This is a genomic window from Hylemonella gracilis ATCC 19624 (assembly GCF_000211835.1).
GTDB classification, from domain to species: Bacteria; Pseudomonadota; Gammaproteobacteria; order Burkholderiales; family Burkholderiaceae_C; genus Hylemonella; species Hylemonella gracilis.
The window spans coordinates 1-22,931 of the sequence record NZ_AEGR01000045.1 but is presented as its reverse complement, the minus strand read 5'-3'; the positions used below and the strand labels follow the sequence as shown (position 1 = coordinate 22,931).

The 22,931-nt window shown below is 66.9% G+C and carries 17 protein-coding genes; 9 read left to right on the top strand and 8 right to left on the bottom strand.

All coding sequences use genetic code 11. The features are described 5' to 3' along the window. Positions 1–71: 71 nt before the first annotated feature. From nirB to HGR_RS05425, 7 genes are read left to right on the top strand one after another with little or no spacing between them, the layout of a single operon-like run. The gene (gene nirB / locus HGR_RS05455) at positions 72–2,555 is read left to right on the top strand and encodes a nitrite reductase large subunit NirB (RefSeq protein ID WP_006297126.1); all 2,484 of its coding nucleotides are present in this window, start codon (positions 72–74) and stop codon (positions 2,553–2,555) included. 48 nt (positions 2,556–2,603) lie between these two features. After that, positions 2,604–2,990: a nitrite reductase small subunit NirD gene (nirD, locus tag HGR_RS05450; protein ID WP_039852528.1), complete on the top strand. Its 387-nt coding sequence runs from the start codon at positions 2,604–2,606 to the stop codon at positions 2,988–2,990. Positions 2,991–3,010: 20 nt separating this feature from the next. Beyond that, a complete protein-coding gene (locus HGR_RS05445; protein ID WP_006297124.1) occupies positions 3,011–5,908 on the top strand; it encodes a nitrate reductase in 2,898 nt (965 codons plus the stop codon). Between the two features lie 34 nt (positions 5,909–5,942). Continuing rightward, entirely contained in the window at positions 5,943–6,683 is a 741-nt protein-coding gene (locus HGR_RS05440) for a type IV pili methyl-accepting chemotaxis transducer N-terminal domain-containing protein (protein ID WP_006297122.1), read from the top strand. A gap of 30 nt (positions 6,684–6,713) precedes the next feature. After that, complete coding sequence (gene crcB / locus HGR_RS05435) at positions 6,714–7,127, top strand: fluoride efflux transporter CrcB (protein ID WP_006297121.1); 414 nt, start codon at positions 6,714–6,716, stop codon at positions 7,125–7,127. Further along, positions 7,124–8,074, top strand: coding sequence for a uroporphyrinogen-III C-methyltransferase (gene cobA, locus HGR_RS05430; protein ID WP_006297120.1), 951 nt, complete (start codon positions 7,124–7,126; stop codon positions 8,072–8,074). The genes crcB and cobA overlap by 4 nt, the downstream gene beginning before the upstream one ends. Next, positions 8,071–8,784 (top strand): Rieske 2Fe-2S domain-containing protein, encoded by a 714-nt coding sequence (locus HGR_RS05425; protein ID WP_006297119.1) that lies wholly within the window; start codon positions 8,071–8,073, stop codon positions 8,782–8,784. The genes cobA and HGR_RS05425 overlap by 4 nt, the downstream gene beginning before the upstream one ends. Before the next feature lie 475 nt (positions 8,785–9,259). Here HGR_RS05425 and HGR_RS05420 read toward each other — a convergent pair whose 3' ends face one another. Beyond that, positions 9,260–10,792 carry a chromate transporter gene (locus tag HGR_RS05420; RefSeq protein ID WP_006297117.1) on the bottom strand — a complete coding sequence of 511 codons (1,533 nt, stop codon included), beginning with the start codon at positions 10,790–10,792 and terminating at the stop codon, positions 9,260–9,262. Continuing rightward, positions 10,792–11,397, bottom strand: a complete 606-nt coding sequence (gene gstA / locus HGR_RS05415) for a glutathione transferase GstA (RefSeq protein ID WP_006297116.1) — start codon at positions 11,395–11,397, stop codon at positions 10,792–10,794. Before gstA ends, HGR_RS05420 begins: the two co-directional genes overlap by 1 nt. Before the next feature lie 346 nt (positions 11,398–11,743). On the opposite strand from gstA, the gene HGR_RS05410 reads away from it, so the two are divergent. After that, positions 11,744–13,003 carry an Hsp70 family protein gene (locus HGR_RS05410; protein WP_006297115.1) on the top strand — a complete coding sequence of 420 codons (1,260 nt, stop codon included), beginning with the start codon at positions 11,744–11,746 and terminating at the stop codon, positions 13,001–13,003. A gap of 144 nt (positions 13,004–13,147) precedes the next feature. Here the strand turns inward: HGR_RS05410 and HGR_RS05405 are convergent, their stop codons facing one another. The 6 genes from HGR_RS05405 to HGR_RS05380 form a co-directional block, all read right to left on the bottom strand. Beyond that, positions 13,148–13,369: a formate dehydrogenase subunit delta gene (locus HGR_RS05405; RefSeq protein ID WP_006297114.1), complete on the bottom strand. Its 222-nt coding sequence runs from the start codon at positions 13,367–13,369 to the stop codon at positions 13,148–13,150. Between the two features lie 19 nt (positions 13,370–13,388). Beyond that, on the bottom strand, positions 13,389–14,270 hold the full coding sequence (gene fdhD, locus HGR_RS05400) for a formate dehydrogenase accessory sulfurtransferase FdhD (protein ID WP_006297113.1): 882 nt from the start codon (positions 14,268–14,270) through the stop codon (positions 13,389–13,391). Between the two features lie 20 nt (positions 14,271–14,290). After that, complete coding sequence (fdhF, locus tag HGR_RS05395; protein ID WP_006297112.1) at positions 14,291–17,176, bottom strand: formate dehydrogenase subunit alpha; 2,886 nt, start codon at positions 17,174–17,176, stop codon at positions 14,291–14,293. Positions 17,177–17,210: 34 nt separating this feature from the next. Further along, the gene (locus HGR_RS05390; protein WP_006297111.1) at positions 17,211–18,791 is read right to left on the bottom strand and encodes a formate dehydrogenase beta subunit; all 1,581 of its coding nucleotides are present in this window, start codon (positions 18,789–18,791) and stop codon (positions 17,211–17,213) included. Continuing rightward, complete coding sequence (locus HGR_RS05385; RefSeq protein ID WP_006297110.1) at positions 18,788–19,270, bottom strand: NAD(P)H-dependent oxidoreductase subunit E; 483 nt, start codon at positions 19,268–19,270, stop codon at positions 18,788–18,790. Before HGR_RS05385 ends, HGR_RS05390 begins: the two co-directional genes overlap by 4 nt. A 286-nt stretch (positions 19,271–19,556) precedes the next feature. Beyond that, entirely contained in the window at positions 19,557–20,381 is an 825-nt protein-coding gene (locus HGR_RS05380; protein ID WP_006297109.1) for an EAL domain-containing protein, read from the bottom strand. Positions 20,382–20,561: 180 nt separating this feature from the next. On the opposite strand from HGR_RS05380, the gene HGR_RS05375 reads away from it, so the two are divergent. Beyond that, a complete protein-coding gene (locus HGR_RS05375; RefSeq protein WP_006297108.1) occupies positions 20,562–22,880 on the top strand; it encodes a putative bifunctional diguanylate cyclase/phosphodiesterase in 2,319 nt (772 codons plus the stop codon). Positions 22,881–22,931 lie beyond the last annotated feature (51 nt).

The following is a 22,931-nucleotide window of genomic DNA, read 5'->3' as shown; positions in this document are numbered from 1 at the left end:
GATGGTGCCGGTTGCCGCGCTGGCGGCGCTGACCCTGCCCCGTCCTCTGCCCTTCGTCTAGGAGACCCCTCGTGAAGAAAATGAACCTCGTCATGATCGGCAACGGCATGGCCGGCGTGCGCAGCCTTGAAGAGCTGATCAAGCTGGCGCCCGAGCTCTACAACATCACCGTCTTCGGCGCCGAGCCCCATCCCAACTACAACCGCATCCTGCTCTCGCCCGTGCTCGCCGGGGAGCAGCAGTTGGAAGACATCGTGCTCAACGACTGGGCCTGGTACGAGACGAACGGCATCACCCTGCACGCGGGCTGGACCGTGACGGAAATCGACCGCCAGCAACGCCTCGTGCATGCCCGCAATGCCCAGGGTGAAACGCGCAGCGCGCCCTACGACCGGCTGATTCTCGCGACTGGCTCCAAGCCTTTCATCCTGCCCGTGCCGGGCAAGGACCTGCAAGGCGTGCTGGCCTACCGCGACATCGCCGACACCGAGGCCATGATCGCGGCCGCCGCGCAATACAAAAACGCCGTGGTCATCGGCGGTGGGCTGCTGGGCCTGGAGGCGGCCAACGGCCTGATGAAACGCGGCATGGACGTCACCGTGGTGCACGTCGCGCCCTGGCTGATGGAGCGGCAGTTGGACGAGGTCGCGGGCCGCATGCTGCAGAAGTCGCTGGAAGACCGGGGCATGACGTTCCGCATCGGTGCGCAGACCCAGGAGCTGCTGGGCGACGCCAACGGGCGAGTCGCCCATGTGCGCTTTCAAAATGGCGAAGAGTTGCCCGCCGATCTGGTGGTGATGGCCGTGGGCATCCGTCCCAACACGACACTGGCCGAGCAGACCGGCCTGCATGTGAACCGGGGCATCGTGGTCAACGACACGCTGCAGACCACGACCGACCCGCGCATCTACGCCGTGGGCGAATGCGCGGCGCACCGCGGCATCGCCTACGGCCTGGTGGCGCCGCTGTTCGAACAGGGCAAGGTGCTGGCCAACCACCTGGCGCAGTTCGGCATCGGCCGCTACACGGGCTCGCTCACTTCGACCAAGCTCAAGGTCACCGGCATCGACCTGTTCTCCGCCGGAGACTTCCTTGGCGGCCCCGGCACGGAGGAGATCGTGCTGAGCGACCCGCACGCCGAAGGCGGCGGCGTCTACAAGAAGCTGGTGCTCAAGGACGACAAGTTGGTCGGAGCCTGCCTCTACGGCGACACGGTGGACGGCAGCTGGTACTTCAAGCTGCTGCGCGATGGGCGCAACGTGTCCGACCTGCGCGACAAGCTGATGTTCGGTGAATCCAACATCGGCGACGCCGGTCACCAGGGGCAGTCGCGCGCCATGGCCATGGCCGACAGCGACGAAGTCTGCGGCTGCAACGGCGTGACCAAGGGCACGATCTGCAAGGCCATCAAGGAAAAGGGCCTCTTCACCCTGGACGACGTGCGCAAGCACACCAAGGCCAGCGCCTCGTGCGGCTCCTGCACCGGTCTGGTGGAGCAGATCCTGATGTTCACGGCCGGTGGTGACTATTCGGCCACGCCCAAGACCAAGGCCCTGTGCGCTTGCACCGAGCACGGACACCAGGCCGTGCGCGATGCGATCCGCACGCCCTTGCCCGACGGTGGCAAGCTGCTGACCATCCCGGACGTCTACCGGCATCTGAATTGGAAAACGCCCAACGGCTGCGCGACCTGCCGCCCCGCGGTGAACTACTACCTGCTCAGCACCTGGCCCAAGGAAGCGCAGGACGACCCGCAAAGCCGCTACATCAACGAACGCAGCCACGCCAACATCCAGAAGGACGGCACGTACAGCGTGGTGCCGCGCATGTGGGGCGGCGAGACCACGGCCGACGAGTTGCGCCGCATCGCCAACGCGGTGGACAAGTACAAGATTCCCACCGTCAAGGTCACGGGCGGCCAGCGCATCGACCTGCTGGGTGTCAAGAAAGAAGACCTGCAGGCCGTCTGGCGCGACATAGGCATGCCCAGCGGCCACGCCTATGCCAAGGCCCTGCGCACGGTCAAGACTTGCGTGGGCAGCGAATGGTGCCGCATGGGCACGCAAGACAGCACGCAGATGGGCAAGGACCTGGAGCGCGCGCTCTGGCGCATGCAGGCGCCGCACAAGGTCAAGCTCGCCGTCAGCGGCTGCCCGCGCAACTGCGCCGAGTCCGGCATCAAGGACGTGGGCGTGATCGGCGTGGACAGCGGCTGGGAACTGCACATCGCTGGCAACGGCGGCATCAAGACCGAGGTGGCCCAATTCCTCTGCAAGGTCAAGACCGCCGCCGAGGTGCTGGAGTACAGCGGCGCCTTCTTGCAGCTCTACCGCGAGGAAGGCTGGTACCTGGAGCGCACCGTGCACTACGTGGGCCGCGTCGGCCTGGACTACGTCAAGAAAAAGATCCTCGACGACCACGAAGGCCGCCGCGCCCTGTGGGAACGCCTGCAGTACACGCTGGACGGTGAACCCGATCCCTGGTTCGAAGCCGACAAGGCCCGCGTGGACCAGCGCCAGTTCATCCCAATCAAGGTCGAGAAGACCACGGCCTGACTGACGCCCATCACCCATCCGCGAGCAACACCCAGCCCCGCCATGAACATGAACCAATGGACCCCCATCTGCCAGCTTGAGGACATCCCCCGGCTGGGCGCGCGCCGCGTCGAACGCCCCCAAGGCATGGCCGTGGCGCTGTTTCGCACGGCGCAGGACGACGTCCACGCCCTGCTCGACCGCTGCCCGCACAAGGGCGGCCCGCTGTCGCAAGGCATCGTCTTCGGCGCCAGCGTGGCCTGCCCGCTGCACAACTGGACCATCGAACTGACCAACGGCTGTGCCCGCGCGCCCGATGACGGCAGCACGCCGCGCTTCGCGGTCATGGTGGAGCGAGGCCTGGTGCATCTGGACGCGAACGAACTCGCCACGCTCGCGCTGGACATCGCCCCGCCCGTGGCCGGCCCCTGCCTGCGCAAGGCGACCTGCGCCTGAGCATCATCCTGGGACTCGGCATGCTTAAGGAAACGCGCTCCACCTGTCCCTACTGCGGTGTGGGCTGTGGCGTGGTGATCGAATCGCGCGGCGATCAGATCACCGGCGTGCGCGGCGATCCGGACCACCCGGCCAATTTCGGGCGACTCTGCTCCAAGGGCTCGACCTTGCACCTGACCGCCGCGCCCGAGATCACGCGCCAGCAACGGCTGCTGCAACCCTTGCGGCGCGCGCAGCGGGGCGACGCGCCCGTGGCGATTGGCTGGGACGAGGCGCTGGACGACGCTGCCACGCGTTTCGCCGGTTTCATCGAGGCGCACGGCCCGGACGCCGTGGGCTTCTACATCAGCGGCCAGTTGTTGACCGAGGACTACTACGTCTTCAACAAGCTGGCCAAGGGCCAGATCGGCAGCAACAACATCGACACCAATTCGCGCCTGTGCATGAGCAGCGCCGTGTCGGGTTACAAGCTCACGCTGGGCGCGGATGCACCACCCGCGTGCTATGAGGACATCGACCACGCGGGTTGCCTGTTCATCGCGGGCAGCAACACGGCCTGGGCGCACCCCGTGTTGTACCGTCGGATCGAGGACGCCAAGAGGCGGCGCCCGGACCTGAAGATCGTCGTGGTCGACCCGCGTCGCACCGACACCGCCAGCAGCGCCGATCTCTTCCTGCAAATCCAGCCCGGCACCGACGTGGCGCTGTTCCACGGCATGCTGCACCTCATGCTCTGGGAAGGCTGGACGGACAGCGCCTACATCGCCGCGCACACCACGGGCTTCGACGAACTCAAGGCCCGCGTGCGCGACTGGACACCCGACCGGACCGCGCAGGTCTGCGGCATCCCGAAGGAAGCGTTGGCCGAGGCCGCCCGCCTGTTTGCGGGCGGTGGCGCCGCGCCGCAAGACCGACACCCCACCCTCAGCCTCTACTGCCAAGGCCTGAACCAGAGCAGCAGCGGCACGGCCAAGAACGCGGCCCTGATCAACCTGCACCTGGCCACGGGCCAAATCGGCAAACCCGGAGCCGGGCCCTTCTCGCTCACGGGCCAGCCCAATGCCATGGGCGGACGCGAGGTCGGTGGTATGGCCAACCTGCTGTCTGCCCACCGCGACCTGGCCAATCCCGCGCACCGCGCGGAAGTGGCCGCGCTGTGGGGCCTGCCGTCCGTGCCGGACAAGCCCGGCAAGACCGCGGTGGAGATGTTCCAGGCCGCCGCCGACGGCGAGATCAAGGCACTCTGGATCGCTTGCACCAACCCCGCTCAGAGCCTGCCCGACCAAGCCACCGTGCGCCGCGCGCTGCAACGCGCCGAGTTCGTGGTCGTGCAGGAAGCGTTTGCCACCACGGCCACCTGCGACTTTGCCGACCTGTTGTTGCCTGCGACCACCTGGGGCGAGAAAGAGGGCACCGTCACCAACAGCGAACGCCGCATCAGCCGCGTGCGTGCAGCCGTGCCCGCGCCGGGCTTGGCTCGGCACGACTGGCAGATCGTCATGGACTTCGCGCACCGTCTGCAAGCACGGGGCATCGGCCCGCGGCACGACCTCTTCCCCTACGACGGCCCGCAAGCCATCTGGAACGAACACCGCGCCAGCACGCGCGGGCGTGACCTCGACATCACCGGCCTGAGCTACGACATCCTGGAAACGGCCCCCCAGCACTGGCCCTGCCCCGCCGACGCGAGCCAAGGCGGCGCGGGTGAAACGGCAGCGCAGGCCCGTGCGCCAGGGCAGTCCACCGGCTCGCTGGGCCGAGCCCGCTTGTACGAAGACGGGCGCTTTCCCACCCCCGATGGGCGCGCGCGTTTCGCGGCGGTGGATCACCAGCCCGTGGCCGAACCCCGCAGCGCGCGCTTTCCCTTGGCCTTGACCACGGGCCGCTTGCGCGACCAATGGCACGGGATGAGCCGCACCGGCACCCTGGGCCGGCTCTTCGGTCACGCCCCCGAGGCGGTGGTGCAGATGAACAGCGGCGACATGGCCCGGCGTGGGCTGCAGGAAGGAGAGCTTGTGCACCTCAGCAGCCCACGCGGCGCCATCGTCTTGCCCGCGCAGGCCAGCGAGGACGTGGCCAGTGGTCAGGCGTACCTGCCCATGCATTGGGGATCGGAATTCTTGAGCGGGCACGACAGCACCGGCCAGCCTTCGGCGGGTGTGAACGCCCTCACGACCTCCGCGTTTGACCCGACCTCCAAGCAACCCGAACTCAAGCATGCGGCGGTCAAGGTGGTGAAGGCCGAACTGCCCTGGACGCTGCTTGGCCTGGCCTGGCTGCCGCCCGAGCGCGCCGGGACCGCGTGCTCGGCATTGCGCCGGCTGATGCCGCGCTTTGCCTATGCGAGCTGCGTGCCGTTCGGGCATGACAAAACAGGCGTGCTGCTGCGCGCGGCCGCTCAGGCGGCGCCGTCCGACGAATTGCTGGGCGAGATCGAGGCCCTGCTGGGTCTGGATGCCCGCGGCGTATTGCGTTATGCCGACCGCCAGCGCGGACAGCGCCGTGCCTTGCTGCTGCGCCGTGACGCCGATACGCCCGCCGGGCCGGCCACCTTGCAAGCCCTGCTGCTGGGCGGCGACACCCGCGCCGAAAGCTGGCTGCGCGCCCTGCTGCAACAGGAGTTGCCCGTGCAGGACTATGGCCGCTTGCTGCTCATGCCCGGGGCCCAGGCGCCCGTCGCGGCGCAGGCGGCCCCGGCGCGCGGCCGTCAGGTCTGCACCTGCTTCAACGTGAACGAGAACGACATCACCGCAACGCTGGCGCGCTGCGGCGGCGACGAACGCGAACGCCTGACCACCTTGCGGCAACAGCTGAAATGCGGCAGCAACTGCGGCTCCTGCGTGCCGGAGTTGCTGCGCCTGGTGCGCGGCACGCCCGCGTCGGCACGGCCTCCCGAGCGTCTTGAAAAAGCGGTCTGAGTCACCCAACGCCAGCACGCCGCGCGTCCTCCCCATGCCCACCCAGCGTTTCTCGATCCCCACCGTGCCCCCGCTTGCCGCCAGCCCCCTGGCCTCAACGGCCAACGAAGCGGCGCGCCCCGGGTCGGCCGTCGCGAGCCGATCACAGGACATCTCCGTCGTGAACCTGGCGGCGCGCCAGCGCATGCTGTCGCAGCGCCTGATCCTGCAAATCCTGCTGGCCGCGCGCGGTGACCGGTCCCGGCTCGACGAGGCCCGCCGCACCTTGCAGCTCTTCAGCGAAAGCCACCAGCGGCTGACCAGCGCGTCCAAGGCCCTGCCCCCCGCCGAGGCGCAGCGCATCGACACGACCTACCAAGGACCCGCAGGCGTGGGGCCGGTCATCGACGCCTTCGTCCACCGGGTGCGCGAAGCGATGGACGGCATCGCACAGGAACGCGCATCCGCGCCCGAAGCCATCGATCGGCTGATCGGCCAGACCGACCGCATCCTGGCCGCGCTGGACATGGCCACGATGGCGTTCGACGAGATCACCCGCGCGCGCTCCGAGGCCATGGTCAAGGAACTGGTGAGCATCGTGGGTGACATCCAGGGCGTGGCCAAGGAGGCCAAGATCGTCAGCTTCAACGCCCAAGTCATTGCCGCGCGCGCGGGTCAGCAGGGACGTGAATTCGCCGTCGTCGCCAACGTGCTGTCCAACATCACGGACGTGATCGATCGTCTGACGCGCAAGGCCGCGGTGCTGGCCGAGCAGCGTCACACCATCGCCGCGTGAGCGCGCGCTGCACGGGCTAAACTTCCCGCCATGTTTGCTTCGATTCTTGCGATTTGCCTCGGCGCCTGCCTCGGTGCGCTGGCACGCTGGCAACTGGGCCTGTGGCTCAACGCGGGCGGCGCCATCGCGGGCACCTTCCTGCCCTGGGGCACGCTGGCCGCCAACCTGATCGGGGGCTACCTGGTCGGCGTGTGCGTCGCCGTGTTCCAGGCCCTGCCTCAGCTCGACCCGGCATGGCGCCTGCTGCTCGTCACAGGCTTCCTGGGCGCGCTGACCACGTTTTCCAGCTTCTCCGCCGAGGTGGTGGGCATGCTCATGCAGCACCGCTATGCCCTGGCCCTGGGCACGGCGGCGCTGCACCTCTTGGGCTCCCTGCTGCTGACCATACTGGGCCTGCACAGCGCGAAATGGGGCCTGGACCTCGCCGCGAGCCGCGCCGCATGAACGCTTCTCTGGCATCACGCTCTGACCTCGCCCACGGCACCACGGGGCGCGTCTACCTCGTCGGCGCGGGCCCGGGCGACCCGGATCTGCTGACCCTGCGCGCCGCGCGCATCCTGGCTCAAGCCGATGCCTTGGTCTACGACAACCTGGTGTCCGACGGCGTGCTCGCCCTGGCCAATCCGGCGGCCCAGCGCATCTACGCGGGCAAGCGCCGCAACGAACACACACTGCGCCAGGAGCAGATCAACACCCTGCTGGTGCAGCTGGCGCGCGAAGGCCGTCAGGTCGTGCGCCTCAAGGGCGGCGACCCCTTCATCTTCGGCCGTGGCGGCGAGGAGATGCAAAAGCTGGCCGAGGCCGGCATACCTTTCGAGGTCGTGCCAGGCGTCACGGCGGCCAGCGGAGTGGCCTGCTATGCGGGCATCCCGCTCACCCACCGCGACCATGCGCAGAGCTGCCTCTTCGTGACCGGCCACCTCAAGAATGTGCAGGGCGCCGAGGCTCCACCCGACGCCGCACCGCACGCCCCACAGGACGGCGCACTGGGCAGCGCACACGGCAGCGCACGCGGCCCGACCCAGCCCGATTTGGACTGGGCCGCGCTGGCGCGCCCGCAACAGACCGTGGTGATTTACATGGGCCTGTCCGCCCTGCCCGCCATCTGCCGCAAGTTGATCGAACACGGCGCCCCGCCCTCGCGACCGATCGCCGCCGTGCAGCACGCCACGCTGGCGACGCAGCGCGTCATCACCGGCACGCTGGCCGACCTTCCAACGCGGCACGGCGTGCAAGAGTTGCGTTCCCCCAGCCTGCTGATCGTGGGCGACGTCGTGACCCTGCATGGCACGCTTGACTGGTTCGACCCCCGCAGCGGGGCGGCCATGCGCCTAACCCACGATGACGCGCAATCGCAGACGCCCTCGCCCCTTCCAGGAGTTCCCTCATGAGCGCAGCGCTCGACTACCTCGTCCAGGCCCGGCCCGAGGCCATGACGCATTACTTCAGCTTCCTCAAGGACGCGGGCAAGCAGCTGGACCCCAAGACCCGCAACCTGATCTCGGTCATCACCAAGGTGCATGCGCAGACCGAGCGCGGCCTCAAGCAATACCTCAAACGCGCCTTGCGCGAGGGCTGCAGCGCCGCCGAGGTGATCGACGCGCTACTCATGGCTTTTCCCGCCCTGGGCCTGACCAAGATCGTCTGGGCCACCGACGTGATCCTGTCGATGAATCTGCCCGAGTTCACGCTGGAATCGCTGCGGGCGGGCATGGCGGGCACGGGTTCCACCCAAACCACCCAAACCACCCAAGCGCCCCCAGCCGACCGTGCCGAACCAGGGCCGCGCTGGCGGGATGTGCTGCCGCTGGAAGAGGTGCCCGATGGTGAAGTCCGGCGGGTGGAGTGCGAGGGCCGGGGTCTCTTCGTCCACCGCCAGGGGCACGCGGTCAAGGTGTACGACAGTCTTTGTCCGCACAAAGCCACCAACATCCCCGAACTCGCGCTGAACCAGGCAGACAAAAACGGCATCACGCTGACCTGCCCCCAGCATGGATGGCAGTTCGACGTGCACAGCGGCGACTGCATCAAGAACGGCGACACGCCGCTTACACGGGTGGAGAGCCAGGTCCACGCCGGGCTCATCCAAGCGCGCTGGTAGGCCGTTGCCCGCTGGCTGCGCAGAGGCGCGGTCTGGCGCGCTGCGCCCCGGTGCCCACAAGCCGCACCCGTTGCAGCACCGTCACGGCCCGAGACTCCCTGCCACGCCAAGGTCCAACCTGAGGAAACTGAAGGCCAGCCCAGCACGAGCAACAGGCGTTCACGATTGCGAACTGTCCGAGTAGTCCGAGTTGTCCGAGCGCCATCAGGCGACGGTCGCCCGCCGCCAGTGCAAGGCCCAAGATCAACACGGGCTTGCGGCGCAGGCGCTCCGACGCCGGGGCTCAGACCCGTTGCAGGGCTTCCGTACACCGCCACCTAGGCGCCGAATCTCAGCGACACCGTGCCCTGGCTGGCACCGAACTCGTGGGCTCAGTCGGGCAGCACCGGCAGGCACAGGGTCATGGCCACCAGGCCAGACGCCAGCTGCAGCAACACGTTCACGGTCAGGCCACGGTGCGGGGCAACAAGAACAGTCATGCTGACCCACCCAGGAACTGAAACAGCAGGCCCAGCAGGGCACAGACCGCGATCACCTCCAGCACGGGGCGCCGGTAGCGCCACAGCGCCAGCGCTGCGGCCAGCGCGAGACCCAGGGCCAACCAGTCCACGCGCCCGCCCACGCCCTGCGGCCAGATCACATGGACCGCGAAGAACAGCGCGAGATTCAGGATCACCCCGACCACGGCGGCGGTGATGGCCGTCAAGGGCGCGGTGAAGGACAGGCGGCCGCGCGTGGACTCCACCAGCGGCCCGCCCGCGAGGATGAACAGAAAGGACGGCAGAAAGGTGAACCAGGTGACCAGCAGCGCGGCGACGGCCCCGGCCATGAACAGGGCATCCGGCCCCAGCAGCGCCTGGTTCCAGCCGCCTGCGAAGGCAACGAAAGCCACCACCATGATGAGCGGCCCCGGCGTGGATTCCCCCAGCGCCAGGCCGTCCATCATTTGCGCGTTGCTCAGCCAGCCGTAATGCCCCACGGCCCCCTGATGGATGTAGGGCAGCACCGCGTAGGCGCCACCAAAGGTCAGTAAGGCCGCCTTGGTGAAGAACCAGCCCATCTGCGTGTAGTCGTGCCGCCATCCCAGCAAGCCCCAGAGCAGGCCCATGGGCAGCATCCACAACAGCGCGCCGACCGCGAGCACGCACGCCAGGCGGCGCCAGGCAAAACGCGCATGCGCGGGCGGCGGGGTGTGGTCGTCGATGAGGGCAGGCCGCTCGCCGGACGGCGTGGCCTCTTGCCCCGCGTGCTCCGTTTGCCCCGCGTGCGCGGCGTGCACCGCCGGTTCGGCAGAGGTCTGCGCGACCGCACCATTGGGGCCACCGCCCTCGTCACGGCGTTGATCGCCCCGAGAGTCACCGCCCTGTTCAACACCGGGGCGAGCCGCGCGACCAGCACCGGACACGCGACCCCACCGTGCCGCCGCCCAGCCCAAGAGCGCCGCCACCGCCACGATCAGCGGGAACGGAAGCTGCAAAACGAAGATGGCCACGAACGCCGCGACCGCGAGGCCCGTCAACCCCAGGTCCAGGCGCCCCTCGCGGTACAGCACACGTGCGCCGATGCGCCAGGCCGCGAAGGCGACGATGGCCGTGATGGCGGGTTTGACGCCGTGGAACAGGCCGGCCACCCACGGCGTCTGGCCCCAGGCCATGTACAGCCAGGACAGCGCGATCAGGATGACGAGCGAGGGCAGCACGAACAGCGCCCCGGCGACGATGCCGCCCCAGCTCCGATGCATCAACCACCCGAGGTAGGTGGCCAGTTGCTGGGCCTCGGGCCCGGGCAAGAGCATGCAGTAGTTCAGCGCGTGCAGGAAACGCTGTTCCGAAATCCAACGCCTTTGCACCACCAGGTCTTGGTGCATCAGCGCGATCTGGCCCGCAGGGCCTCCGAAGCTCAAGAATCCGAGCCTCAGCCAATAGCGCAGGGCCTGGCCCCGCGAGACCGGCCCCACGGCGGCGTCGGACTGCGGGGACACCGGGGCGGGCGGTCCGCCCTGCGGCATCAGGCCAGGCCTTCCGCCTTCAACGCGGCGTGCACGCCGGGACGCGCCGCGACGCGGGCCATGTAGGCCGTGAGGTTCGTGAAAGCGCTGATGTCCAGCTTGACGGGGCGCGTCCAGTTGGCGACGGTGAAGAGGTAGGCGTCGGCCACGGTGAAGTCGGCGCCCATCAGGTAGTCCTTGCCCGCGAGCTGCTGGTTCACCCAGCCGAGGCGGCGCTCCAGGTTGGCCCGCGCGATGGCCTTGGCCTCTTCCGGCATGGCCGAGTTGAACAGCGGGCTGAAGGACTTGTGGAGCTCGGTGCCGATGAAGGTCAGCCAGCTTTGCAGGCGGTACCGCTCCATCGTGCCGTTGGCCGGCACCAGCTTCTTCTCGGGCTTCTGGTCGGCCAGGTACTGGACGATGGCCGGTCCTTCGGTCAGCACCTCGCCGCTGTCGAGTTGCAGGGCGGGCACATAGCCCTTGGGATTGATGGCCAGGTAGTCCGAACCGTCGGGCAGCTTCTTGGCCTTGAGGTCCACGGCCACCGCCTCGTGCGACAGGCCCAGTTCCTCGAGCACGATGCGGGGGGAGAGGGAGCAGGCGCCGGGCTTGAAGTAGAGTTTCATGGCTTGTTGTCTCTTGAGGGAAGGTTGAAAAATAGGCCCCGGCTCTCTGGGCCTGGGACGCGCGGGAAAAGCGTCAAGTGTAGGCAAATCCGCACGCCTCGCGCTGGCCCCATGGGCATGACGGGGCGGCAAATCCGGGGGCACGGCCGATGGGCACAACCCGACAGTACAACCCAGCAGCACGAGCACGACCCATCAACTCAAGCGAATGGCACAATCCGCGACCTTCGAAGCGCAGCGCAGTCTCGCCAGGTGATCTTTCTTGCCTGATGTCCGATCAGCGGACCCACCCACTGCCGCCGCGCCTTCCCTGCCCCGTTCTTCACGCTCCCCTCGCTCTTCCCGCATGACCCGCACGCTCACCGGCACCCTCGGCATCGATTTCGGCACCTCCAACTCCGCCATCGCCTGGGCCGAGCCCGGGTCGCGGGCGCGACTCATCCCCCTGGAAAACGAGGCCACGGCCATGCCCACGGCCGTCTTCTACGACAACGAAGACCTCAGCACCCACTTCGGCCGTGAGGCCCTCGCGCGTTACCTGGAAGGCGCCGAGGGCCGGTTGATGCGTTCGCTCAAAAGCCTGCTGGGCAGCCCCTTGCTGCAAGAGACCACGACGGTGCACAACCGCGCGCTGAGCTACCAGGACATCATCGCCACCTTCCTGGCCACCTTGCGCGAGCGCGCCGCGCGCACGCTGGGCGCCGCGCCCACGCGGGTGGTGATGGGCCGGCCCGTGCACTTCGTGGACGACGATGCCGAGCGCGACGCGCTGGCGCAAGCGTCCCTGCTGAAAGCGGCGCAGGCCGTGGGCTTCGAGCAGGTGTCCTTCCAGCTGGAGCCCATCGCCGCGGCGCTGGACTATGAACGGCGCCTGGAGCGGGAGAGCACCGTGCTGGTGGTGGACTTGGGCGGCGGCACCTCGGACTTCACCGTCGTGCGCCTGGGGCCAAAACGCATGCAAGCGCCCGATCGCGCGGCTGACGTGCTGGCCACCACGGGCGTGCACATCGGCGGCACGGACTTCGACCACAAGCTCAACCTGGAACAGGTGATGCCCCTGCTGGGTTACCGGCATCTGGGCCCGCAAGGCCGCGAAGTGCCCAGCCGCATCTTCTTCGACCTCTCGACCTGGCACCTGATCCATTGGCTGTACCAACCCCGGGCCATCGCCGACGCCCAAGGCCTCTGGACCAACTATGCGGACGCGCGCCTGCACCAACGCCTGATGCGCGTGCTGCGCGAACGCCACGGCCACCGCATCGCCCATGCGGTGGAGCAGGCCAAGATCCGTTGCTCACAAGAGGACCGTGACACGGCGATGGACCTCTCCGAACTGGACAAGGACTTGGTCGCGGCGATGACGGTCAAGGGGATGCAAGAGCAGCTGAGCGCACTGCTGGCGCGCACCGTGGCCTGCGCACGGGAGTGCGCGCGTCTGGCGGGCGTGGCCGATGGCGCGCTCTCGGCCATCTACCTCACCGGCGGGTCCTCCGCCTTGCGCCCCTTCCAGCAGGCGCTGCGGGCGGAGTTCGCGGGCGTGCCGCTGGTGGAAGGTGATCTGTTCGGCGGGGTCGCCTCAGGGCTGGCCTATGGCGGCAGGGACTGAGGCGCAGCGCGCCCTCCGCTGATTCGGCAGCGACGGCGGGCTCGGCCTGGGCCGCGCACCGGCACACTGTCGAATGGAGTCGGCGGCGGTGACGCGTCGGCGTCGAAACCGCAGTTGCAGTTGCAGTTGCAGTCGCTGTGGCGGTCAGGCCGGCGAGGGATGCTTGCTCAAGGCCTCGCGCACGATGGGCAACAAGGCCTCGGCCTGACCGGATTCGATGGCAGCAGCCAATTCACGGCGCATGCGCGCCTCCCAGAACTTATGGATGTGGTTGGCGATGCCCTCCAGCGCCTCGGCCCGGTCGGGCATGGCCGCGAAGAAGGTGCCGATCTGGTTGGCCATGCGAATGAGGTGTTCGAGGTTCATGGTGGAGTCTCACAAAATCTCACAAAACAATTCTTTGGGGCTGGCTGTACACGGAGAGGTCTTGGCCGCGGGCAAAACCCAGCAAGGTCAAGCCGCAGCCTTGCGCCACGTCGACGGCCAGACCCGTCACGCCCGAAACAGCGGCCAACAGGGTCACGCCCGCGCTGGCGGTTTTCTGCACCATCTCATAGCTGGCGCGGCTGCTCACGATGATGAAGCCTTCGCTGGCGCGCGCGGCGGCCACGGGTACACCGGGACGCGACAAGGCGCCAATGAGCTTGTCCAGCGCGTTGTGGCGACCCACGTCCTCGCGCAGCAGGGCAATGGCGCCCTCCGCCGAGCACCAGGCCGCGGCATGCGTCGCGCCGGTGATGCCGAGCAGCCGCTGACGCTCACGCATCTGACCAAGCGCGGCCGAGACCGCCGCGGCGCGGAACACGGTGTCCGTGTCCTTGGGCAAGGTGGAGGGAGCACGCACGGCTTGGTCGAGACTGTCGGTTCCGCACAGGCCACAGCCCGTACGCCCCGCCAAGGTGCGACGCCGTTCCTTGAGGCGGGCGAAGCAGGCCGAGGCGATGTCCAGATTCACGCTGAGGCCGGGCTGACCATCGCACGAGCGTTCCGACTGGACTTCGATGCCGTACACCTGGGCCGGGCTGTCGACAATGCCCTCGCTGAGGGAGAAGCCCAGGGCGAAATCTTCCAGGTCCGCGGGCGTGGCCAACATCACGGCATGGGAGATGCCGTTGTAGACCAAGGCCACGGGGCATTCCTCGGCGACCCAGTCTTCGCCCTGGAACACCTGCCCGTCGTGCAGCCCCGTCACCGGAACCTTGCGGGCATCCGTCATCGCCAGCTCGGCGCGGGGCTGTGTTTGCGGGGGCAGGTCTTGCAGCTTCATGCCTGCATTGTCCGGCAAACTTACTTGCCCACGACCTCGGCCTGAGCGGCCTGCAAGTGCTGCAACTGCTCGCGATTGAAGCGCTCGTAGCCCTTCTGCCACTCGGACGGCTGCGTCACGGGCAGAACCTGCACCGCCGTCACCTTGTACTCGGGGCAGTTGGTGGCCCAGTCGGAGTTGTCCGTCGTGATCACGTTGGCGCCCGACTCGGGGAAGTGGAAGGTGGTGTAGACCACGCCCGGCTGCACCTTGTCCGTGACGATGGCGCGCAGCACGGTGGAGCCTGAACGGCTCTGGATGCCGACCCAGTCGCCCTCATGGATGCCGCGGTCCTCGGCGTCCTGCGGATGGATCTCCAGCCGGTCCTCGCTGTGCCAGTGCACGTTTTCCGTGCGCCGGGTCTGCGCGCCCACGTTGTACTGGGACAAGATGCGCCCGGTCGTCAGGATGAGCGGGTACTTGGGCGTGATTTTCTCGTCGGTCGGCACGTACTGGGTGATGATGAACTTGCCCTTGCCGCGCACGAAGCTGCCAATGTGCATGGTCGGGGTGCCCTCGGGCGCCTCGTCATTGCACGGCCATTGCACGCTGCCCAGCTTGTCCAGCTTGTCGAAGCTCACGCCCTTGAAGGTCGGCGTCAGCGCAGCGATTTCGTCCATGATCTCGCTGGGGTGCTTGTAGTTCATGGGGTAGCCCAGGGCGTTGGACAGCATCTGCGTCACTTCCCAGTCGGCGTACTTGGCCTTGGGCGGCATCACCTTGCGCACGCGCGAGATGCGGCGCTCGGCGTTGGTGAAGGTGCCGTCCTTTTCCAGGAAGGATGCGCCGGGCAGGAACACGTGGGCGTACTTGGCGGTTTCGTTCAGGAACAAGTCCTGCACCACCACGCATTCCATGGACTCCAGGGCATGGGCGACGTGCTGGGTGTCAGGATCGGATTGCACCGGGTCCTCGCCCTCGCAATACAGGGCCTTGAAGCTGCCGTCCACGGCGGCACCCAGCATGTTGGGGATGCGCAGGCCAGGCTCGGCGCGCAGCTCCACGTTCCAGGCGCTCTCGAACAGGCTGCGCGCGGTGGCGTCCGACACATGGCGGTAGCCCGGCAGCTCGTGCGGGAAGGAACCCATGTCGCAGGAACCCTGCACATTGTTCTGACCGCGCAGCGGGTTGACGCCCACGCCCTCGCGGCCCACATTGCCCGTGGCCATGGCCAGGTTGGCGATGCCCATGACCATGGTGGAACCTTGGCTGTGCTCGGTGACGCCCAGGCCGTAGTAAATGGCCGCGTTCTTGCCCTTGGTGGCGAAGAGGCGCGCGGCGCCGCGGATCTGCTCGGCGGGCACGCCGGTGACGGTCTCCATCGCCTCAGGCGAGTTCTCGGGCTTGGCGACGAAATCACGCCACTCGTTGAAGGACTTCATCTCGCAACGCGCCTTGACGAATTCCTCGTCCACCAGACCCTCGGTCACGACCACGTGCGCCAGGGCGCTGATGATGGCCACGTTGGTGCCGGGCTTGAGCTTGAGGTGGAAGTCCGAACGGATGTGCGGGCTCTTGACCAAGTCGATCTGGCGCGGATCCACCACGATCAGCTTGGCACCAGCGCGCAGGCGCTTCTTCATGCGCGAGCCGAACACCGGGTGGCCGTCGGTCGGGTTGGCGCCGATCACCATGATGACGTCGCTCTTCTCGACAGACTTGAACGTCTGCGTGCCGGCGGATTCACCCAGGGTCTGCTTCAGGCCGTAACCCGTGGGCGAGTGGCAAACGCGGGCGCAAGTGTCCACGTTGTTGTTGCCAAAGGCCGCGCGCACCAGCTTCTGAACCAGATAACCCTCTTCGTTGGTGCAACGCGAGGACACCAGCGCGCCCACCGAATCCTGGCCGTACTTAGCCTGGATGCGCTTGAACTCGCTGGCCGTGTAGTTGATGGCCTCTTCCCAGCTGACTTCCTGCCAGGGATCGTTGATGCTCTTGCGGATCATCGGGCTGGTGATGCGATCCTTGTGCGTCGCATAACCCCAGGCGAAACGGCCCTTGACGCAAGCATGGCCTTCGTTGGCCTTGCCGTCCTTCCAAGGCACCATGCGCACGACCTCGTTGCCCTTCATCTCGGCCTTGAAGCCGCAACCCACGCCGCAATAGGCGCAGGTGGTGATGGCGCTGTGCTCGGGCTGGCCGAGTTCAACCACGCTCTTTTCCTGTAGGGTGGCCGTGGGGCAGGCTTCGACGCAGGCGCCGCAGCTCACGCACTCGGACGCCATGAAGGGCTCGTCCTGGCCGGGCGAGACACGGCTGTCAAAACCACGTCCGGAAATCGTCAACGCGAAGGTGCCCTGCGTTTCCTCGCAAGCGCGCACGCAGCGGTTGCAGACGATGCACTTGCTCGCGTCGTAGTTGAAATAGGGGTTGGAGAAGTCGATCAGCGGCTTGCTCTCGCCCTTGAAGTGGTTCGCGCCCGCGTCGGCGCCCTGGCCGTAGCGCACCTCGCGCAGGCCAGTGACACCGGCCATGTCCTGCAGCTCGCAATTGCCGTTGGCCGAGCAGGTCAGGCAGTCCAGCGGGTGGTCGCTGATGTACAGCTCCATCACGTTCTTGCGCAGTTCCTGCAGTTTGCTGGTCTGCGTGTGCACCTTCATGCCGTTCTCGGCGGGTGTGGTGCAGCTGGCGGGGAAACCGCGGCGCCCCTCCACTTCCACCAGGCACAGGCGGCAGGAACCGAAGGGCTCCAGGCTGTCGGTCGCGCACAGCTTGGGCACCTTGACGCCGGCGTCCACGGCAGCGCGCATCAGCGACGTGCCCTCGGGCACGGTGACGCTCTGGCCGTCAATCTCCAGCGTGACCTTTTTCTCGGATTCACGCAGGGGCGTGCCGTAATCGATTTCGAGCTTCAGATGGTCGAGCATGGTGCGCTCCTTCAAAGGTTCGGTGGTCCGGGACTCAGGCGGCTTTCTTGTCCGGGGTGGACAAGCCGAAATCCTGCGGGTAATGGTTGAGGGCGGACAGCACCGGGAACGGCGTCATGCCGCCCATGGCGCAGAGGGAGCCATTGACCATGGTGTCGCACAGGTCGCGCAGCAGCTTGACCTGCTGGGCCTTGACCTCGGGCTTGCCTTGGCGGTCCGCCTCGGCGAGGCGGTCAATGACTTCCACGCCGCGGGTGGAGCCGATGCGGCAGGGCGTGCACTTGCCGCACGACTCAATGGCGCAGAACTCCATGGCGTAGCGCGCGAGCTTGCGCATGTCGGAGGTGTCGTCGTGCACCACGATGCCCCCATGGCCGACCGTGGCGCCCACGGCCGTCCAGCCTTCGTAGTCCATGGGCAAATCCCAGTGCTGCTCGGGCACATAGGCCCCGAGCGGACCGCCGACCTGGATCGCCTTGACCGGCCGGCCGCTGGCCGTGCCACCGCCGTACTCGAACACCAGCTGACGCAGGGTCACGCCGAAGGCTTTTTCCACCAAACCGCCGTGCTTGATATTGCCCGCGAGCTGGATGGGCAGCGTGCCCTTGGAGCGGCCCATGCCGTAGTTGGCGTAGAAAGCCGCGCCCCGCGCCAGGATGATGGGCACGGAGGCGTAGGTGATGACGTTGTTGATGACGGTAGGCTTGCCGAAGAGACCCTGCAGCGCCGGGATCGGCGGCTTGGCGCGCACGATGCCGCGCTTGCCCTCGATGCTTTCCAGCATGGCCGTTTCCTCGCCGCAGACGTAGCTGCCGGCGCCCTTGCGCACTTCGAGGTGGAAGGCCCGGCCCGAGCCCAGGACGTTGTCGCCCAGGAAGCCTGCCTTCGTCGCACGGGCAATTGCCTCGTTCAGGTTATCGATCGCGTGCGGGTATTCGCTGCGCACATAGATGTAGCCGCGCGTCGCGCCCGTCGCCATGGCGGCGATGGTCATGCCCTCGATGAGCATGTAGGGGTCGCCCTCCATGGTCATGCGGTCGGAGAAGGTGCCGGAGTCACCCTCGTCGGCGTTGCAGACCACGTACTTCTGATCCGCCTGGGCGGCCGCCACGGTCTTCCACTTGATGCCGGCCGGGAAGGCCGCGCCACCACGACCACGCAGGCCCGAATCGAGCACCTGCTGCACCACGTCGGTCGGCTTGATCTCGAGCGCCTTGCGCAGACCGGCGTAGCCCTGGTGCGCCTGGTAATCCTCCAGCGAAACGGGATCGGTGATGCCCATGCGGGCAAAGGTCAGGCGCTCCTGATTCTTCAGGTAGGCGATCTCTTCGGTCAGGCCCAAACCCAGTTTGTGCGCACCGCCGTTGTGGAAACCCACGTCGAACAGACCGGCCACGTCCTCGGCCTGCACCGGGCCGTAGGCCACGCGGCCCTTCTGGGTCGACACCTCGACCAAGGGCTCCAGCCAGAACAGGCCGCGCGAGCTGTTGCGCACCAGTTCGATGGCGATGTTGCGTTTCTTCGCTTCGCTCTGAATGGCCGCCGCGGTTTCGTCCGCGCCCAGGGCCAGGGCCGCGGAATCGCGCGGAACGTAAATCTTCACGGCGGTGCTCATGCGGCCTCCTTCAGCTGCGCCAGCAGACGGTCAAACTTGGTGGGTGTCACGCGCGCGTGGAACTTGTCCTGGATCTGCACGGCGGGGGCGGTGGCGCACAAGCCCAGGCAATACACCGGCTCCAGCGTCACGTTCTGGCCGGCGGCTTTCTTGCTGGCGTGCTCCCACAGCGCCTCGGAACCGCAGGACTGGCAGGCCTCGGCCCGGCAGACTTGAACCACGGCGCCCCGTGCGGGCTCGCTGCGGAAGTGGTGGTAATAAGTGATGACCCCGTGCACCTCGGCGCGGGAGACATTGAGGGCTTCGGCGATGTCGACCACGACATCGGCGGGGATGTAGCCCAGCTGATCCTGAATGTCATGCAGGATGGGCAGCAAAGCGCCGGCCTGCTGGCTGCGCGCGTCGAGCACCGCGCGCACCGCCGCTCTCTGCTCAGGGCTGGAGGGATGGTTCCGGGCTGCGCCCGTGGTCTTGTTCATGCTTGCCTCGCTCGGTCTGACCCTCGGGATGGACGGGTCGGTGCGATGAGTTTCATCGCGGATCCGATCAAAGGCAAATTTGTTTAGGACATGCTTTGATTCAATCCGTGAATGTGACAGCGCACTTTCTCATGCCTTTGCGAATGAGAATTCATGTCAATTGCTCAACTCTCATGAACCCTCAGACTCGCACCTGGGCTTTCGCCCAATCACACGGCATCCCATTGACGCCCGATTGAGCCACCTCGTCGCGCCAAAGCTCTCGGCTTTCGTTCAAGGCTTTCGTTCAAGACACGGACGTCTGGTAAACCCCCGGGTCCACCGGCGCGATCGCGCGGAAGGCGGGGCGAGCGAAAAGGTATCCCTGCATCAGACGGATGCCCGCGTCGCTCAGGAAATCGCGCTCGGCCACGGTCTCGATGCCTTCGGCGATCAGCTGGATGCCCATCTCGGCGCACAAGGCGACCATGCTGCGAACAATCGCCTGGCGTGGCTTGTCGACGTGCACCCCCCGGATCAGGTCCATGTCCAGCTTGATCAGGTCGGGCTGGAAATCAGACAGCAACTTCAAGCCCGCGTAACCGGCGCCGAAATCGTCGATCGCGGTCATGAAGCCGCAACGCTTGTACTCGCGCAGGATGTCGGCGAACCAGGGGCCGTCTTCAATGCGCTCGCCCTCGGTCACCTCGAAGATGATGCGTTGCACGGGAAAACCATGTGCGCGGGCAGCCTCCACGGTGGTGCGAATGCACAGCTCGGGTTTGTAGATGGCGTTGGGCAGGAAGTTGACCGAGATGGGCTCGGCGATACCCAGCTCGCTGGCGGATTTGATCGCCTTGACGCGGCAGGCCTGGTCGAAACGGTAGCGGTTCTGATCGTTGACCTGGGCCAGCACGCTGGCGGCGCCTTGACCCTGCGGCCCCCGCACCAGCGCCTCGTGCGCGAAGACCGTGCGCGCGGCGATGTCCACGATGGGCTGGAAGGCATAGTCGAACTGAAAGCCCACCCGCTCCGCCTTGCCGCAATCCTCACAATCTCTTGGGGTGCCTTCCAAGGGCACGAAATCAAGGGGGAATGAGGGGTTGAAGCGGTGAATTGAATCGCTGCGCATGTGAACATTATCAAACAGGATCGCGACGGAACGGCGCTCGGCCCTTGGAACTACTGCACAGACACCACGATTTGTCGATGTGCGTATACCCTGACGGGATAAGCTGCATCACTCATGACCAACATCAAGCACGGGAAGCCCGCTGCGTGCTATAAGAAATCAACGCCACCTGTCACTCCCATGTCCAGATCCGGCCACCCGTCCCTGCGTGAACTGCGAGCCGACATCACCGAGATGTACAACGGCGAGGGTCCCGAGGCCGCGCGCATGCGGGGCGCTCACCTGAGTTCGTTGATCCGGTTGACGCCGTCGCTGATGACCGCCAATTTCGGCAGTGGCGTCTTGACGTTGTGGTTTTTCACGCCAGACGTTCCTTTCGGCCTCTGGGTCTGGATGTTTGCACTGTGCACGGTGTGCGGTTTGGCCATGCTGAACTGGGTGCGGCGTCGGGGCCGTCCGGTTCTCACGGCCTCGTCCCGCAGCGTGCACCGCGCCACGGTGCATGCCCTGCTACTGGCAGCGGTCTGGGGCGTGCTGCCGGCGCTGTGGTTCGAGGGCTCGGCCGTCGGGCTGCAACTTCCCTTGGTGGCGCTGATCAGCGGCATGCTGGGCGCCGGCAGCTTCGTACTCAGCCCCCTGCCCTACGCCAGCGTGGCCTGGGCCGCGACCATTTCGCTCGGGTCCATCTGGGCGCTGCTCGATGTCGGCAGTGCAGCCGCCGTTTCGGTAGGCCTGCTCATGAGCCTGTATGCGCCCATCGTCGTGATCGGCTCGCTGGTGAATTGGTACAAATCCACCGCGCTTCTGCGCGCGCAGGCACAGTCGGCGAGGCAAGAACAGATGCTGTCGCTGCTGCTGCAGGACTTCGAACAGAACGCGGGTGACGCCCTCTGGGAAACCGACGCCGACGGGCGTTTGCGTCACGCCTCGCAACGCCTGCGCGAATTGCTGTGCCTGCCGCTCGAGGGACAAGAAGCCGAACCCCTGCTGGCGCTGCTTTCGCGGCGCGGCATCACGGGCGCCGGGCTGTTGGAACAGCAACTGAACACGGGCCGGCCCTTCCGCGACCTGAGCCTCTCCATCCAGGACGAGCGCGGCACCGTGCATCTGTTGATGAACGGTAAGCCGCTATCGGACGAGAACGGCGCGTTTCTGGGCTGGCGTGGGGTGTTGAGTGACGTGACCGAGAAAGTGCGGCACGAGGAAACCCTGCGGCGGCTGGCCCACACCGACTCACTGACAGGTCTGGCCAACCGCTTCATGCTGCGAGACACGCTGAACCGGCTCATCGCGCAGAAGCGGCCCCTGGCCTTGCTGGCGATTGACCTGGACCGCTTCAAGGCGGTGAACGACAACCACGGCCACAGCGCGGGCGACGCCGTGCTACAGGCAGTGGCTGAACGATTGCGCGCGCACCTGCCCACCGAGGCGCTGCTGGCGCGGCTGGGTGGCGACGAGTTCGCGGTCGTGCTGTCCGAGCCGGCCGATCTGCCCAAGGCCGACACGTTGGCGCAACGCGTGGTGGATGCCTTGGCACAGCCCGTCGAAATCGGCTCACGCAGCCTGCGCATCGGCGCCAGCGTGGGCCTGACCACACGCCACAACGAACCCGTGTCACTGGACGGGCTGCTGGTGCAAGCCGACATGGCGATGTACGCAGCCAAGGAATCGGGGCGAGGACGCTGGGCACGCTACACCCCCCTGTTGGGCGAACACAGCCGGCGGCAATTGGCGATAGAGCAAGGACTGCGCAACGCGTTGGAACGCGGCGAACTGATGCTGCACTGGCAAGCCAAGCTCGATCTTGCCTCGGCCCGCATCACCGGGGCGGAGGCTTTGATGCGCTGGACCCACCCCACGTTGGGCCCGATTTCGCCCGGCGAATTCATCCCCGTCGCGGAACAGTGCGGCCTCATCGACGCCATGGGCCAGTGGGCGTTGCGCGAAGCCTGCCGCGCCGGCACCCAGGAATTGGCTGGGCTGACGGTGGCGGTCAACGTCTCGCCCGCGCAGTTGCTGAGCGGCCATTTCTTGGATCACTTGCGCGAGACCCTGGCAGTCTCGGGCTTGGAGCCGGGCCGACTCGAGCTGGAAATCACCGAATCGCTTTTCATGGAAGACGCCGAGCAAGCGCTGCAGCTGCTGCGCTCCATCCGCCAGACCGGCGTGCATCTGGCCCTGGACGACTTCGGCACGGGTTTTTCATCCCTCTCCTACCTGCGCAGCTTTCCCTTCGACACGCTCAAGATCGACCAGTCCTTCGTGACGGAACTGCTGTCCAAGGACCAGTCTCGCGCCATCGTGCGCATGATCGCCGAACTGGCTGCGACCCTCGGCATGCGCACGGTGACCGAAGGGGTCGAGACGATGGAACAGATGCAAGCCGTGCGAGCGGCCGGGTGTGACGAGGTCCAGGGCTATCTGATTTCCCGCCCGCGTCCGCTGGCGGAGTTCCAGCGCAGCTTCGAGGCCGAAGCGGCAACGAAGGTTGCGGGCTGATTCGCTGTTCTGCTGTTCTGCTGTTCTGCTGTTCTGCTGTTCTGCTGTTCT

Coding starts and splice junctions, on each gene's coding strand:
- HGR_RS05380 (WP_006297109.1), bottom strand. CDS start 20,381: ATGCGCAGCGATTCAATTCACCGCTTCAACCCCTCATTCCCCCTTGAT.
- HGR_RS05405 (WP_006297114.1), bottom strand. CDS start 13,369: ATGAACCTCGAACACCTCATTCGCATGGCCAACCAGATCGGCACCTTC.
- HGR_RS05440 (WP_006297122.1), top strand. CDS start 5,943: ATGCCCACCCAGCGTTTCTCGATCCCCACCGTGCCCCCGCTTGCCGCC.
- HGR_RS05420 (WP_006297117.1), bottom strand. CDS start 10,792: ATGCCGCAGGGCGGACCGCCCGCCCCGGTGTCCCCGCAGTCCGACGCC.
- fdhF (WP_006297112.1), bottom strand. CDS start 17,176: ATGCTCGACCATCTGAAGCTCGAAATCGATTACGGCACGCCCCTGCGT.
- nirD (WP_039852528.1), top strand. CDS start 2,604: ATGAACCAATGGACCCCCATCTGCCAGCTTGAGGACATCCCCCGGCTG.
- HGR_RS05425 (WP_006297119.1), top strand. CDS start 8,071: ATGAGCGCAGCGCTCGACTACCTCGTCCAGGCCCGGCCCGAGGCCATG.
- crcB (WP_006297121.1), top strand. CDS start 6,714: ATGTTTGCTTCGATTCTTGCGATTTGCCTCGGCGCCTGCCTCGGTGCG.
- HGR_RS05445 (WP_006297124.1), top strand. CDS start 3,011: ATGCTTAAGGAAACGCGCTCCACCTGTCCCTACTGCGGTGTGGGCTGT.
- HGR_RS05390 (WP_006297111.1), bottom strand. CDS start 18,791: ATGAGCACCGCCGTGAAGATTTACGTTCCGCGCGATTCCGCGGCCCTG.
- fdhD (WP_006297113.1), bottom strand. CDS start 14,270: ATGAAGCTGCAAGACCTGCCCCCGCAAACACAGCCCCGCGCCGAGCTG.
- gstA (WP_006297116.1), bottom strand. CDS start 11,397: ATGAAACTCTACTTCAAGCCCGGCGCCTGCTCCCTCTCCCCCCGCATC.
- HGR_RS05375 (WP_006297108.1), top strand. CDS start 20,562: ATGTCCAGATCCGGCCACCCGTCCCTGCGTGAACTGCGAGCCGACATC.
- HGR_RS05385 (WP_006297110.1), bottom strand. CDS start 19,270: ATGAACAAGACCACGGGCGCAGCCCGGAACCATCCCTCCAGCCCTGAG.
- cobA (WP_006297120.1), top strand. CDS start 7,124: ATGAACGCTTCTCTGGCATCACGCTCTGACCTCGCCCACGGCACCACG.
- HGR_RS05410 (WP_006297115.1), top strand. CDS start 11,744: ATGACCCGCACGCTCACCGGCACCCTCGGCATCGATTTCGGCACCTCC.